The 12,400-nt window shown below is 63.6% G+C and carries 13 protein-coding genes, 1 other RNA gene and 1 pseudogene; 4 read left to right on the forward strand and 11 right to left on the reverse strand.

Translation table 11 applies throughout. The features are described 5' to 3' along the window. Positions 1 to 54: 54 nt before the first annotated feature. The 7 genes and pseudogenes from ABD283_RS00005 to ABD283_RS00035 all read right to left on the reverse strand — a co-directional run. Positions 55 to 459 (reverse strand): annotated as a pseudogene (locus tag ABD283_RS00005) (amino acid permease); the annotation flags it as partial. Positions 460 to 579: 120 nt separating this feature from the next. Further along, the gene (locus ABD283_RS00010) at positions 580 to 1,485 is read right to left on the reverse strand and encodes an SDR family oxidoreductase (protein ID WP_344223022.1); all 906 of its coding nucleotides are present in this window, start codon (positions 1,483 to 1,485) and stop codon (positions 580 to 582) included. 52 nt (positions 1,486 to 1,537) lie between these two features. Next, positions 1,538 to 2,176 (reverse strand): helix-turn-helix transcriptional regulator, encoded by a 639-nt coding sequence (locus tag ABD283_RS00015; RefSeq protein WP_344223023.1) that lies wholly within the window; start codon positions 2,174 to 2,176, stop codon positions 1,538 to 1,540. Between the two features lie 34 nt (positions 2,177 to 2,210). Continuing rightward, a complete protein-coding gene (locus tag ABD283_RS00020; RefSeq protein WP_344223024.1) occupies positions 2,211 to 3,044 on the reverse strand; it encodes a glycosyltransferase family 2 protein in 834 nt (277 codons plus the stop codon). Beyond that, positions 3,029 to 3,964 carry a glycosyltransferase gene (locus ABD283_RS00025; protein ID WP_344223025.1) on the reverse strand — a complete coding sequence of 312 codons (936 nt, stop codon included), beginning with the start codon at positions 3,962 to 3,964 and terminating at the stop codon, positions 3,029 to 3,031. Before ABD283_RS00025 ends, ABD283_RS00020 begins: the two co-directional genes overlap by 16 nt. A gap of 77 nt (positions 3,965 to 4,041) precedes the next feature. Then, positions 4,042 to 5,103, reverse strand: coding sequence for a glycosyltransferase family 4 protein (locus ABD283_RS00030; protein WP_344223026.1), 1,062 nt, complete (start codon positions 5,101 to 5,103; stop codon positions 4,042 to 4,044). Then, entirely contained in the window at positions 5,100 to 6,161 is a 1,062-nt protein-coding gene (locus tag ABD283_RS00035; protein WP_344223027.1) for a glycosyltransferase, read from the reverse strand. Before ABD283_RS00035 ends, ABD283_RS00030 begins: the two co-directional genes overlap by 4 nt. Before the next feature lie 205 nt (positions 6,162 to 6,366). Here ABD283_RS00035 and def point away from each other — a divergent pair, with 205 nt between their 5' ends. Next, positions 6,367 to 6,936: a peptide deformylase gene (def, locus tag ABD283_RS00040; protein WP_344223028.1), complete on the forward strand. Its 570-nt coding sequence runs from the start codon at positions 6,367 to 6,369 to the stop codon at positions 6,934 to 6,936. An 80-nt stretch (positions 6,937 to 7,016) separates the two neighbouring features. Here def and ABD283_RS00045 read toward each other — a convergent pair whose 3' ends face one another. The 4 genes from ABD283_RS00045 to ABD283_RS00060 form a co-directional block, all read right to left on the reverse strand. Continuing rightward, the gene (locus ABD283_RS00045; RefSeq protein WP_344223029.1) at positions 7,017 to 7,799 is read right to left on the reverse strand and encodes a YaaA family protein; all 783 of its coding nucleotides are present in this window, start codon (positions 7,797 to 7,799) and stop codon (positions 7,017 to 7,019) included. Between the two features lie 17 nt (positions 7,800 to 7,816). Then, positions 7,817 to 8,191, reverse strand: an RNA gene (gene rnpB, locus ABD283_RS00050) — RNase P RNA component class A. 59 nt (positions 8,192 to 8,250) lie between these two features. Continuing rightward, positions 8,251 to 8,979 carry a zinc ribbon domain-containing protein gene (locus tag ABD283_RS00055; protein ID WP_344223030.1) on the reverse strand — a complete coding sequence of 243 codons (729 nt, stop codon included), beginning with the start codon at positions 8,977 to 8,979 and terminating at the stop codon, positions 8,251 to 8,253. Continuing rightward, positions 8,976 to 9,899, reverse strand: a complete 924-nt coding sequence (locus ABD283_RS00060) for a Nif3-like dinuclear metal center hexameric protein (RefSeq protein WP_344223031.1) — start codon at positions 9,897 to 9,899, stop codon at positions 8,976 to 8,978. Before ABD283_RS00060 ends, ABD283_RS00055 begins: the two co-directional genes overlap by 4 nt. 70 nt (positions 9,900 to 9,969) lie before the next feature. On the opposite strand from ABD283_RS00060, the gene msrA reads away from it, so the two are divergent. The 3 genes from msrA to epsC all read left to right on the forward strand — a co-directional run bounded on the left by msrA (position 9,970) and on the right by epsC (position 12,352). After that, positions 9,970 to 10,509 carry a peptide-methionine (S)-S-oxide reductase MsrA gene (msrA, locus tag ABD283_RS00065; RefSeq protein WP_344223032.1) on the forward strand — a complete coding sequence of 180 codons (540 nt, stop codon included), beginning with the start codon at positions 9,970 to 9,972 and terminating at the stop codon, positions 10,507 to 10,509. 86 nt (positions 10,510 to 10,595) lie between these two features. Next, positions 10,596 to 11,531: a cysteine synthase A gene (cysK, locus tag ABD283_RS00070; protein WP_344223033.1), complete on the forward strand. Its 936-nt coding sequence runs from the start codon at positions 10,596 to 10,598 to the stop codon at positions 11,529 to 11,531. A gap of 236 nt (positions 11,532 to 11,767) precedes the next feature. Next, positions 11,768 to 12,352, forward strand: a complete 585-nt coding sequence (gene epsC / locus ABD283_RS00075; RefSeq protein ID WP_344223034.1) for a serine O-acetyltransferase EpsC — start codon at positions 11,768 to 11,770, stop codon at positions 12,350 to 12,352. Positions 12,353 to 12,400 lie beyond the last annotated feature (48 nt).

Consider the following 12,400-nt stretch of genomic DNA (forward strand, 5'->3'; position numbering starts at 1 on the left):
AAAAACGGCTCAGTGCCGATCCGGGATATCGGCCGCCGGCCCTAACCTGAGTCGGTGGATCGAGGCTAAGGCGGCCACCGCGAGCGCGGCCACAGGCCGCTCCCATCCGGCAGGGGCCGCATATGCGGCGAAGGTGAGGGCCATGGCCGCGCAGCTGGCGGTCTTACCGATCACGAAACACCACCCGGCCATGAATCCGGACCACGGACCGAGTTGCTCGCGTCCGTACACGTAGGTGCCGCCGGAGGTTGGGTACTGCGCGGCGAGCTGCGCGGACGAGGTGGCATTGCAATAGGCCACGACCGCGGCGATTGCCAGACCGATGAGTAAACCCGAACCCGCTGCCGCAGCCGCCGGGGCGAACGCCGCAAACACTCCGGCGCCGATCATGGATCCCAGACCGATGGCGACTGCGTCGCCCAGTCCAAGTCGTCGTTGCATGGCACCTGTGTCGGTCATCGGTCGCGTTACTCCCGTTCATGAAAATGCGATCACGGCCGCCTTCGAGGGACGGCCGTGATCGCACGGTAGAGCGTGAAAGTGTCCGCGGGGTGAACGACGGATCGGAAGGGCCCGCGGTTAGAAGACCGGCTTACCTCCGGTGACACCGATGACGGTGCCGGAAACGTAGGAGGCCTCTGCCGGGCTGGCCAGGAACACGAAGGCACCCGCCAATTCGGAGGGCTGTCCGGCGCGGCCCAGCGCAGTGTCGCCGCCGAAAGCAGGCATGGATTCGCCGGCCTTGGTCGCGGGCTGCAACGGGGTCCAGATGGGGCCGGGGGCAACAGCGTTGACGCGAATGCCCTTCTCACCGATCTCGTTGGCCAAGTTGACCGTGAAGTTGTTGATCGCGGCCTTGGTCGAGGCGTAGTCAATCAAGTTCTCGGACGGGTCGTACGCCTGGATGGAGCTGACGTTGATGATGCTGGAACCGTCGCCCAGGTACTTCAGTGCCTGCTGGGAAACCCAGAACAGTGCGTACAGGTTGGTCTTGAACACGCGGTCCATTTCCTCGGTCTTCAGCCCCTGAAGTCCACCCTCGCGGCGGGCCCACTGGAAACCGGCGTTATTGACCACAACGTCCAGGCCGCCCAGCTGGGCGGCGGCTTCGTCGACAACTCCGCGTGCGGTCTGCTCGTCGCGCAAGTCGGCGGGCAGCAGGACGGCCTTTCGACCGGCCTTCTCGATCCACTGCTTGGTGTCCTGAGCGTCAGACTCTTCCTCGGCCAGGTAGTTGATGGCCACATCGGCGCCTTCGCGGGCGTAAGCAATGGCGACCGCACGACCGATACCGGAGTCACCACCGGTGATCAGGGCCTTCATACCCTCGAGGCGGCCGCGCCCGATCCAGCTCTCTTCACCGTGGTCCGGCACCGGATTCATGTCAGTGGTCAGGCCGGGAGGGGCCTGTTCCTGGGTGGGGAATCCGCCTTCTTTCCCGGCGAGTTCGCGGGCGGCTTTGTCTGCGGCAAATTGATCAGTCATATGACTATTCTGCCCCGTCAAACTGAGTGCCGCCACCACCCGAAGGGTGAAGTCAGGACCGTGAAACCTTGGGTTCCATCCCGTTCTGCACGCCCCACAGGACGGCTTGAGCACGCCGCTCCACGCCCATTTTGCGGTAGGCGGAACGGATATATGACTTGACGGAATTAATACTCAGATAGCAGGTGCGGGCGATTTCGTCGTTGGTCGCGCCCTGGGTGATGAGCGCTACGACCTCTGATTCGCGCGGCGACAATCCGGCGTGTCGCCCGGGCCAGTCCGCCATGTTGCTCTCTTCGCTCACGGGTTCGGGCAATACCAAGCGCTCGCCCTCGTGAATCCGGACCAGGGCGTCCGTCAGCTGATCTGCCGTGAGCTCTTTCGACAGGAAACCGTGGATACCAAGATCGAGGGCCTTCTGCACCTGATCTTCGGCCACGTTCCAGGTGTAAATGACCAGTTTTCGGTTCTGGGTGTCCTCGAGCAAACGAATCACGTCGTACTTGCCACGGTCTTTTGCCGCGAACGCGTCGTACAGCACCAGGTCCACTTCGCGGTTGGGCGGCTCTCCCGAGGACAGATCGTTAACGGTGAGCCGTTCATGATTCGCGAGCATCCGTGCAAGACCCTCGATGACCACCGGGTAGTCATTTACAAGGGCGAGCGTAATGGGAGCTTGCTGATCATTCACACCCATGACTTTAGTAGCAGTTGGCCCCGGAGTGCTATCGCGCTCGCTCGGTGGCGCGCCACTGGTCGGCTTCACGCCGGAGATGGCCTGACTCGAGCATTTGGTTCAGCCACCCTTCCATCGGGTCGAAACCCCACTTCGCACGGAAGAGATTGGCGTTACGGGCAATGGACACAGCGTGCTGAACCGGGGGTGTCACGGTCGGGTGGTACTGGTGGTAGGCGCAGGCCAACCCGGTCCACCGCATGCTCCCTCCCGCCGCGGCGAGCCGCTGTCCGAAATCGGTGTCTTCTCCCCCGTACCCCACGTACGTCTCGTCGAATCCCCCGATCCGATTCCAACTCTCCACGGTGGCCGCGATATTGAGCGACCACAGCATGCGAGGATCCGCTTTCTCCAGTTCGATGCCCTCGGGAATGACCCGCGCCGGGTGATCTCGCCCCCATTCAGCCACGCGAGCCGATGTGTAGTCGGCGTCGGTCATGCCGTCGGGCAGGTACTTGACCCGGCCGCTGATCACGGCCGTCTCGGAGCCAAGACGAGCCAGTGCGCGATCGTAATCGCCGATCAGCTCACTGTCGGGAAGGCAGTCCACGTCCAGTAGCACCACGGCGTCCGCACCCAGATCGCTCGCCGTGGCAACACCCAGGTTGCGCGCGGACGCCAAGGGCAGTTCGTCGGCGGGATCCATCACGACGACGACGCCGCGTTGGGTGCCGTGGGCCGCCACCAGGTCTGTGATCTGAGCGTCACCCATGCTCACCACCACGTGCGCGTGGGGCTGGGGGTCCAGCCGGGAGACCCACTCCAGCTGCCGGCGCAGGTGTTCATGGCGTCCACTGACGATCGTGATCAGCGCGGTTCGCATGTTAATGCTCCGTTATTCAGTTGCTCGATGGCCTGCGCCGCACGGCGAGCGCCGTCCCCGTAGCGCCAGCGGGACCACCCTGAGCTCCCCTGTGCCAATGCGGTATCCAGAAGAGCGGGCCAGTCACTCGGTTCCGGCCAATTCTCGAGTGCTGTGCACACGCCTGCGTTACGGAGCGCGCGAGCTGTCGCGTGTTGTTCGTCGAACGGTCGCGCCTGGGCAATGACCACAGCGGGACGTGCAGCGGCGGACAGTTCGGCCACCGCGTTGTTTCCCGCGTGTGTGACCACCACGTCCGCGGCCTGGAGCTCGGCCCACAGATCGGGGGAAGGGTTACGGGGGCTCCGAACGGTCCACTCCCATGCGGGGGTGGCCAGCCGGGCTCTGTGGATGTCGTGCTCGGTGACCTCGGTGCCCCCGCCTCCCCACAAGACCAGGACCTTACGCGAGGAACTTGCTCCCGCGGCGTCGGCGGCGATCGAGGCGGGTGAGGCGGCGAGGTGATCAAAACGGGAAATGGCCCCCGCATAGACCGTTTTGTCCGTCCACGCGCGCGGCCAGTACGGCTCGGCGGACTCCGCAGTCCACGGTGTCACGATCAGCGAGGCGGAATCATAAGCATCCCGGTGCGTACGGTCCGTGCGATTACCGCGCATGGCCATGACCACCGTGCGAACACCGAACAGGCGGGACAACAGTGTCACCTCGGCAGAAGTGTCCGTGATCATCACCGAGAGCTGCGACCCCAAATACTCGGCCATCATGCGCATGCGCTCGCGGTAACCGGGGTGATCAAGGGGTGCCCAGTGCAATACTCCGTTGGCTGTTGGGTCCACGGGATGTTGCGGCACGTCCAAAGGCAGGTGGCACCACTGGCCCGGCCAGCCCGCGGGGGCCTCCAACGAGCTGAACCCGATCACTGGGACATTCAACTCTCTCGTGATACCCAGAGCTCGAGTCCGGTGGCCGAGTCCTTGATGGTGGATGTAGTACCCAATCATGGGGCGACCAGCTCGCGATACAGGTCCACGTACTGGTCAATGGTGGCGTCCAGTGAACAGCAGGACCGCGCGTGGTCACGCACCGTGACGCGGTCCATGGCTACGACGCTGTCCAACGCATGTACCGCTGCCGCGACCGTCAACTCGTCGGTGGCCTCGGGGAGGACGGAAACCCCACCGGGGGCCCGCACGACTTCTGCCAGACCACCGCGGGCAATGGCCAGTACGGGAGTTCCGCACGCCATGCTCTCCGCAGCCACCAAGCCGTACGGCTCCTCCCATTGCGGGGTCACCAGGCAGGCGGCGCTGTGGGACACCAAATGGTGCAACTCGTCCGGTTCCAGGTGGCCGGCGTAGGTGATGTCATCCGACAACAGCGGTTTCAACTGGGTCTCGAAGTACTCCTGATGGGAAAGCGGCCCGGCGATGCGCAGCTTCCACCCCGCCTCTCGGGCGATGAGAGCGGCAAGGTGGGGTGCCTTCTCCGGAACGATCCGACCGGACCACACCAGGGAATCTCCTCCGGGGCCCAAGGACCAACGGTCCAGGTCCACACCGTTGGGGATCACCCGCGCTGAGGTGACATCGCGCCACATGTGGGCGATCGATGAACTAACCGCAGCGGTTTTCACCCCCGGGCTCAGCCGCAGGGCCGGTTCCATCCACGGTGTGTTGGGAGTGTGAAGGGTAGTGACCACGGGCTGCTTGAGCGATCGCGCCATGGCAATGGGGAGATAGTGGAGCGAGTTGTTGTGCACCACGTCGATATCGTCACGCTGCGCCAAAGAGGTCATCACCTGCAGGTAAGAAATCGTCTCCCGCACTAGGCCTTCCGGCGGCATAGAGACATCGTTGCGAGCCTGTTCACTGAGCGAAACGGGTTCCACGGCCAGTTCTTCAACGTCCAGTGCCGGATCGCTGCCGGGCGCGGCGAAAACCACCACTTCGATACCGCGTTCGCGCAAGCCCTTGGCCAAGTACCACGTGAATGATTCGAGCCCACCGGCAAAGGGCGCCGCGATCGGGAAGCGATCATGGGCGAGCAAAGCAATTTTCATGAAGGCCTCCCCACCAGTGCTGCTCGATAGATTTCTGCGTGGGTGGCGGCAATGTCCCGCCGCTGCTCGATGCGTTCCTCACCCGTCGCACGCCAGGGCCCCAGTGTGTCGACCTCGTCCAGGACCGCGGCAATCTGGCCTGCGACGGGCTGCCCCTGGTCATCCCAGTCAAAGCTCAGGACTCCTGGATGCTGTTGGTGGTAGTAGCCCACCGACGGAGCCAAGACGCGAGTGCCCAGGTCATAGCAGGCCTCAAGCCACCCGGAATGGGTTCCGAACCTGTAGGCCAATACAGACAGGTCCAGCCCCGCTATATAATCCCACAGTTCATCGTTCGTGTAGAAGTCATGAACGTGGACGCGCACTTCCGCCCGGTCTTGAACGCTGGCCAGTAGCTCGGAGACTTCCTGGCTGTAGTGGGTCATCCCGGGGGTGACCACATCAGTGTGAACATCCACGAGCAGATTGATCCGACGGCCGTGAATCTCGTCCAGCAGGGCACGCAGCACCGGCAGCGGGTTCATGTTGGTGCGCATGCTCTTGAGGTGCATTCCGACCGTCAGGTTCTCGTGCTGCTCCCGCGGACGGTCTAAAACGTCAAGGGGAACCACGTGCGGGTGCGGGACCACCGTGGATTGGCGATCCCAGCGGCGTTGAATTTCTTCCGCCGCGCCCCGGGTCAAGGTGATGAGCTGGTCCGCGGCGGGAATCAGCACATCGAGGGCAGCGTCCTGGATCGAGGGGTCTGTTTGGTGCGGATTGCGCAGGTCGTGGACCGTGTACACCAGGGGTTTGCCGTTGGCGTGCAGCGCGGCCGCGATGCGTTCGAGTTCCGCCGGGGCCACGGCGTCGAACCCGAAGTGGAGATGGAAGACGTCGAAGTCCTGGGCGTGGTCGTTGATCCAGTCCACGTCCAACATGACCAGTGGCCACCAGGGCGCGCCGGGAACGGAACGTTCGGGAGTGGGATCGGGTAACCGAGATACGCCGTCCGAGTTGGCCGGGTCCGCCAGGTGCTGGATATACACGTGACCGTGCGGTGCTGACGCAACCCTCACTCGGACATGCCCCCTCGAAGTAGATAATTTTGGCCCATCGGACAGTTCATACTAGTGGCCGAATATCGCACCACACCCCTGAGGGGGAGATATTCAGCAGGCTTAATGTTAGCCCCACATATGGGGTCCCTTCGACGCGGCCCCCCACGCGATATATTTGCCTGCGGACCAACCAGCCCAACAGCACCGCGTGAGGAACTTCAGCATGGCCATTCGCCCCATCGTCATTACCGGGAACCCTGTGCTGCATCGTCCCGCGGCGAAGGTCGCCGAATTCGACGACCAACTGCGCGCGTTGATCGCCGATATGTACGAGACCATGGACGCCGCTCATGGCGTGGGCCTCGCCGCCCCGCAAATCGGGGTGGGTCTGCGGATTTTCACCTACGTGTTCGAGAACGAGGACGGCGTGGCACCGCGAGGCGTTCTGGTCAATCCGGTGCTGACCCCCGGCAAGATCTCCGAGGTTGCTCCCGATCCGGATGAAGAAGCCGAAGGATGCCTCTCCGTACCCGGCCAGTCATGGCCGCTCAAGCGTGCCGACTGGGTCCGAATTGCCGGCCAGGACGAGAACGGCGATCCGGTTGCGTTCGAGGCCAATGGCTGGTTCGCTCGAGTGATGCAGCACGAATACGACCACTTGGACGGCAAGCTCTATGTGGACCGCCTCAACACCAAGTGGGGCAAGAAAGCCAAGAAAGCCATTAAGAACGAAGCCTGGTCCACTGACTCCACGTGGATGCCCGGCGAGGACGAAGACCCGTTCGGACACTGAGTTCCTACACGTCGGGCAGGTGGGCCACCCTGCCGCTGGCCCCGGGTCGAAGGGGTTCGAGCTGCAGGAGGCCGTAGCGCTCACGCGGTGGGCGGATCCAGTACCACGGTGAGAGTGCCGGCTTTCCGCGCGGTGGGTTCTACCAATTCGACCGTCCAGCGCGTGCTGAGCGCATCCCGAACGGCGTGAACCGTCTCGAACGCACCGTGTTCAGCCTCGAACTCACATAAGCACCGGGCCACCAGACCCCGCGTGTGCTTGGCATTGTGCGAAACCACCGAGCGTTTGCCAGCGGCATTGAGCTGTTCCACGCGCACGGCAATGGTTCTCTCGGCCGGGGCTTTCCACGCGGCGGCGTAGGCAGCTGATCTGCAGTCAACGACCAGATGCTCCGCAGCGGCCTCATCCAGCACAGGCGTGAGACGAGGCTTCCACCACGTGTTGAGCTTCCCGTGCCGGGGTAGATCAGTGCCCATCGACAGTCGATACGCAGGAATGTAGTCGGTGGGTTGCACTGCTCCCCACAGCGCAGAAATCACTACGAGTGATCGTTCCGCAACCTCACGGGCGGGCCCGGCCAGTGAATCAGCGTCGAGCGCGTCGTAGAGAACCCCGGTGTACACGGACAGCGCCGGTCCGGAGGGTGCGGTGAGAAGCTCACGGTTGCGAGCGACGTCGGCGGCCAAGGACTCCCCGATCCCCAGTACCGAACGCGCGTTCTTCTGCCCGCTCACACGAGCCAGTGTGGCCGCCAAATGCTCGCGGTCCTGGGTGAGACCGGGGAAGCTCAGCGTGTCGAAAGATACGGGGTCACCGCTGACGGGAGCGGTCTTGGACTCGGACGGGGGCAGCAAAATCAGCACCCCAGAAGTCTAGTGGAGGGACAGGCGGGCCTATGAGCCGGGTTCTGTGTCGCGGCCGGTTACCCGAACCGCGGTGGTGACCATCCATCTAGGCCGTACGTTGCCGCACGGCTCAAGCAGCCTACCCGGGCACTCGGACGAGCAGCCCTCCAACGCACCCTGCATGACCTTGCTCCGGATGGGGTTTACCAAGCCGCACCGGTCACCCGGCACGCTGGTGGTCTCTTACACCACCTTTTCACCCTGACCCGCTCGAGGCGGGCGGTCTATTTTCTGTGGCACTGTCCTGCGGGTTTCCCCGAGTGGGCGTTACCCACCATCCAGCTCTACGGAGCCCGGACTTTCCTCGAGACGCTCCCAACGGAGCGCCGCGCGGTCACCCGGCCCGCCTGTCCAGCGTCGATTCTATCGCGCCGGGCCGGTCACCTAATTCACACCGGATTGAACAGGCTCACCGAACCAGCATTGCGGAGCATTCGATGCACGTGGGAATGCTTGCCGCGGGAGTGTTCGCGATGGTCTGAGCGTCCCCGGGGCTCATGTGCGTGCCACACGCCCCGCAGGTGTCCCGGTCGAATCGAGCCACGGCGATTCGACCACCCCCGCGAGCATTGCGCAGCGAGTCGTAGCGCTTGACCAAGGCCTCATCGCCCACCGCACTGACCAGACCGGGGCGCTGGGCCGTGAGTTCCTGGTGACGCTCCTTCAACGCCGCGAGTTCCTGGTCACGCTGCGTCACGGCCTCCTTGGCCTGCGCATCAGCGGCCCGCAGCAGCGGAAGCTTCTGCTCGCGATCCGCGGCGACGGCTTCCGCGTGTTCCATCGCCTGGTACTGGGTGTCCTCCGCGTCACCGCGTTGCTTGGTGAGCGTGTCGATCTCGTGCTGGATGCCCATCAGATCCTTGGCCGAGCCACCCTGATTGAGCCGCTCGGTGTCCCGATCGATTTTGGCCTGGATGTCTCGCACCTTGGCTTCCGCGGTGTCGACGGCGCTCGCGGCCTCCTTGCCTTGCGCATCCAACTGCTTGGCCGCTTCAATGGCCTGGGTCCGACGGCCCAGCAACGCTTTCACGTGCTCGGATTCTTGCTGCGACTTGGCCTTGGCCATGATCCCGTGCAGTTCGGAATCCACCGCTTGCACGTCTAGGAGGGCGGTCAGTGCTTGGTGTTGCTCTGTCATGAGGTCTCTCCTGAAGTGTGATGCGACGCTGAATCGGACTCTGGTGAAGCGACACGGAAATCCCACGGGTCGGTGCGCAGTCCGCTCACGTGAATCTCGACCTCGAACCCTTGAGCGGCGAGCGCCCGTTCCAGGTCTTCGGCACCCCAGGGAAGCCACAGGGCCTCGCTCGCGGAATGCGCGGCGTCGATGAGCGCGGGCGTTCCGGTCGCCCCGGACCCCAGGGCGTGTTCGCGGGCCTCGGAAGCGGGATGATGACGCAGGTCCGCGGTGATGTACACATCCGCTCCCGCGTCTCGCACTTGTTCGAACAGTGAGTCGCCCGAGCCTCCGCACACCGCAATGGTGTTGACCTTCCGATCGGGGTCACCGGCGATGCGCAGTCCCTGCGCAGTGCCCGGGATATTCGCCGCCAGACGCTCGGCCAGCTCCGCCAGGGTCACACTCTCTGCCAACGTGCCCACCCGGCCCAGCCCCACGCTCGGGTCCGTGGCGTCCGGGACCAGCGGGGCGGCGTCGTCCGCGTTCACTCCCCCGGCAGCGATCAACGCGTCCGAAACTCCCCGGCGGGCGGAGTCCGCGTTGGTGTGGCACGCGAGGAGCGCGCAGTGGTTCTCGATCAGATCGTGGATGACCTTGCCCTTGAAGCCGTCGGCCGCAACGGAGGTGACTCCGCGAATGAGCAGCGGGTGGTGGGTGATCAGTAGATCCGCTTCCGCGGTGATGGCCTCATCGACCACCGCGGCCACCGGATCCACCGCGAAATGGATGCGCTTCACGGGTTGGTCGGGGCGGCCCGTCACCAGACCCGAAGCGTCCCAAGCCTCTTGGAGCCGGAACGCCCACAGTGAGTCCGCGGCGGCCACCACCTGAGCAAGCGTGGGGATCGAACGGTACTGCGATTGAGCCTCAGACGTCATGGAACCATCCTAGGAGCGAGCGCAACTCAACGGCCGGGAATTGTGCGGCGGTTTGCGCGTTATACGGAATATGAGTTCTTCCTCAACCGAAACCTTTGTGCTCGCCGGCGGTTGCTTCTGGTGCTTGGACGCGGTTTACCGCCGTGTCCGCGGCGTACTGGATGTCCGCAGCGTGTACACCGGCGGCCACACCGACAATCCCGATTACGAGTCCGTGTGCTCCGGCACCACCGGCCACGCTGAAGCCGTGGTGGTCACTTTCGACCCCATGGTGGTTCCCGCGAACGTGATCCTGGACCTCTTCTTCACCGGACACGATCCCACCACGTTGAACAGGCAGGGCTACGACGTGGGCACCCAGTACCGTTCCGCCATGTTCCCCGCGGATGAACAGCAGCGCACACTCTTCGAGCAAGCCATCAACAAGGCACAACCGTTGTTCGAGGACCCGATCGTCACGACCATCGAGGAGCCGCAGAAACTGTGGGAGGCAGAGGACTTCCACCAGGACTTCTACGGCAACCAGCCATTCAACGGCTACTGCCAGGTGATCATCAACCCCAAGCTCGCGAAAGTCCGCAAAGATTACGCTGTATGGCTAACTCACTGAGTGCCACCGGGCACCGGTACTAGGCTGAAAAGTAGTTCTGTGCTGATACACCACCCAGCACGAATCCACGACAGGAGAGATCATCCATGGGCAAGATTTATGAGAACGTCACCGAGATCGTCGGCGGCACTCCCCTGGTCCGCTTGAACCAGCTGGACAAGGACCTTCCCGGCAACGTTGCCGTCAAGCTCGAGTTCTACAACCCCGCCAACTCGGTCAAGGACCGTATCGGTAAGGCCATCATCGACGCCGCCGAGGCCTCCGGTGAACTCAAGCCCGGCGGCACCGTGGTGGAAGGCACCTCCGGTAACACCGGTATCGCCCTGGCCATGGTGGGCGCGGCCCGCGGTTACAAGGTCATCCTGACCATGCCCGAGACCATGTCCACCGAGCGTCGTGTCATGCTGCGCGCTTACGGCGCGGAGATCGTGCTGACCCCGGGTGCCGAAGGTATGCGCGGTGCTGTGGATAAGGCCCAGGAGATTGTCGATGCCTCGGACAACGCTGTGCTGGCCCGTCAATTCGCCAACCCCGCGAACGTGGATGTCCACTACGGCACCACCGGCCCGGAAATCTGGGAAGATTCCTCAGGCCAGGTAGACGTGTTCGTGGCTGGCATCGGAACCGGCGGGACCATTTCCGGAGCAGGCAAATACTTGCGCGAACAGAAGCCTGACATCCGTCTGGTAGCGGTTGAGCCCGCCGATTCCCCGCTACTGACCGAGGGCAAGGCCGGTCCCCACAAGATCCAGGGTCTCGGCGCAAACTTCATTCCCGACATCCTCGACCGCGACATCTACGACGACGTCTACGACGTCACCGTGGAAGACTCCGTGTCCACCGCTCGCGATCTGGGTTCCCGAGAAGGCATCCTGGGCGGCATCTCGTCCGGAGCCATCGTGTGGGCTGCCCTTGAGGAAGCCGCAAAGGAAGAGAACCGCGACAAGTTGATCGTGGCGGTCGTGTGCGACTTCGGTGAGCGCTACATCTCCACCATCCTCTACGAAGACATCCGCGGCTGATTCGACCTCACTTCGCACTAGTTGAGAACACACGTGCGGCGGGCGGACCACAAGGTCGCTGCCGCGCGTGTGTTTTTCGTTGCGCGCCGGCCATGACCTGTGGAAACTCGTGCCCGGGGCCGGAGCGGGAATAGCATGAAGGTTCTACAGCGTTGGCACGAAGGACGCCCCGGCGTCAGTTACAACACGAGATCAATCGGGCCCTCACTTGGGCGGAGCAGAAGAGGTACGGACACGTGAGCTTTTGGCGCAGACTCAAGGAAGATCTCGATACTGCCCGCAGCCACGATCCCGCGGCTCGTTCCAATGTGGAGATCGCGCTGAATTACTCGGGACTGCACGCCATTTGGGCGCACCGGCTCTCACACAAGCTCTGGCAGGATCCCAATAAACAGCTGCTCGCTCGCACGGTGTCCCAGGCCGCTCGATGGGCCACGGGTGTGGAGATCCACCCCGGTGCCACGATCGGGCGTCGTTTCTTCATCGACCACGGCATGGGAGTGGTCATTGGTGAGACCGCAGAGATCGGTGAGGACGTCATGATTTATCACGGCGTAACCTTGGGCGGTCGTTCGCTGGAGCCGGTCAAGCGCCACCCCACCATTGGTGATCGGGTGACCATCGGCGCCGGCGCCAAGATCCTTGGTCCGTTGGTCGTCGGTTCGGACTCGGCCGTGGGCGCGAACGCCGTGGTGGTCAAGGACGTGCCGGAGGATTCGATCGTCACCGGAATCCCGGGCAAGGTCCGCCAGCGCACCCCGGAGAAGCAAGAGCCCCTGGTCGATCCGGCCACCTACATCGATCCCGCGATGTGGATCTGATGAACTAGTCTTTCCCCCGTATTACGACGCCGCGGGCCACCTTTCGTT

The sequence above is a fragment of the Kocuria atrinae genome, assembly GCF_039531425.1.
GTDB classification, from domain to species: domain Bacteria; phylum Actinomycetota; class Actinomycetes; order Actinomycetales; family Micrococcaceae; genus Kocuria; species Kocuria atrinae.

Bases quoted from the DNA above. Each gene is read 5' to 3' on its own strand.
- ABD283_RS00020 (WP_344223024.1), bottom strand. From the start codon at position 3,044: ATGCGAACCGCGCTGATCACGATCGTCAGTGGACGCCATGAACACCTG.
- msrA (WP_344223032.1), top strand. From the start codon at position 9,970: ATGAGTTCTTCCTCAACCGAAACCTTTGTGCTCGCCGGCGGTTGCTTC.
- ABD283_RS00060 (WP_344223031.1), bottom strand. From the start codon at position 9,899: ATGACGTCTGAGGCTCAATCGCAGTACCGTTCGATCCCCACGCTTGCT.
- ABD283_RS00030 (WP_344223026.1), bottom strand. From the start codon at position 5,103: ATGAAAATTGCTTTGCTCGCCCATGATCGCTTCCCGATCGCGGCGCCC.
- cysK (WP_344223033.1), top strand. From the start codon at position 10,596: ATGGGCAAGATTTATGAGAACGTCACCGAGATCGTCGGCGGCACTCCC.
- ABD283_RS00010 (WP_344223022.1), bottom strand. From the start codon at position 1,485: ATGACTGATCAATTTGCCGCAGACAAAGCCGCCCGCGAACTCGCCGGG.
- ABD283_RS00055 (WP_344223030.1), bottom strand. From the start codon at position 8,979: ATGACAGAGCAACACCAAGCACTGACCGCCCTCCTAGACGTGCAAGCG.
- def (WP_344223028.1), top strand. From the start codon at position 6,367: ATGGCCATTCGCCCCATCGTCATTACCGGGAACCCTGTGCTGCATCGT.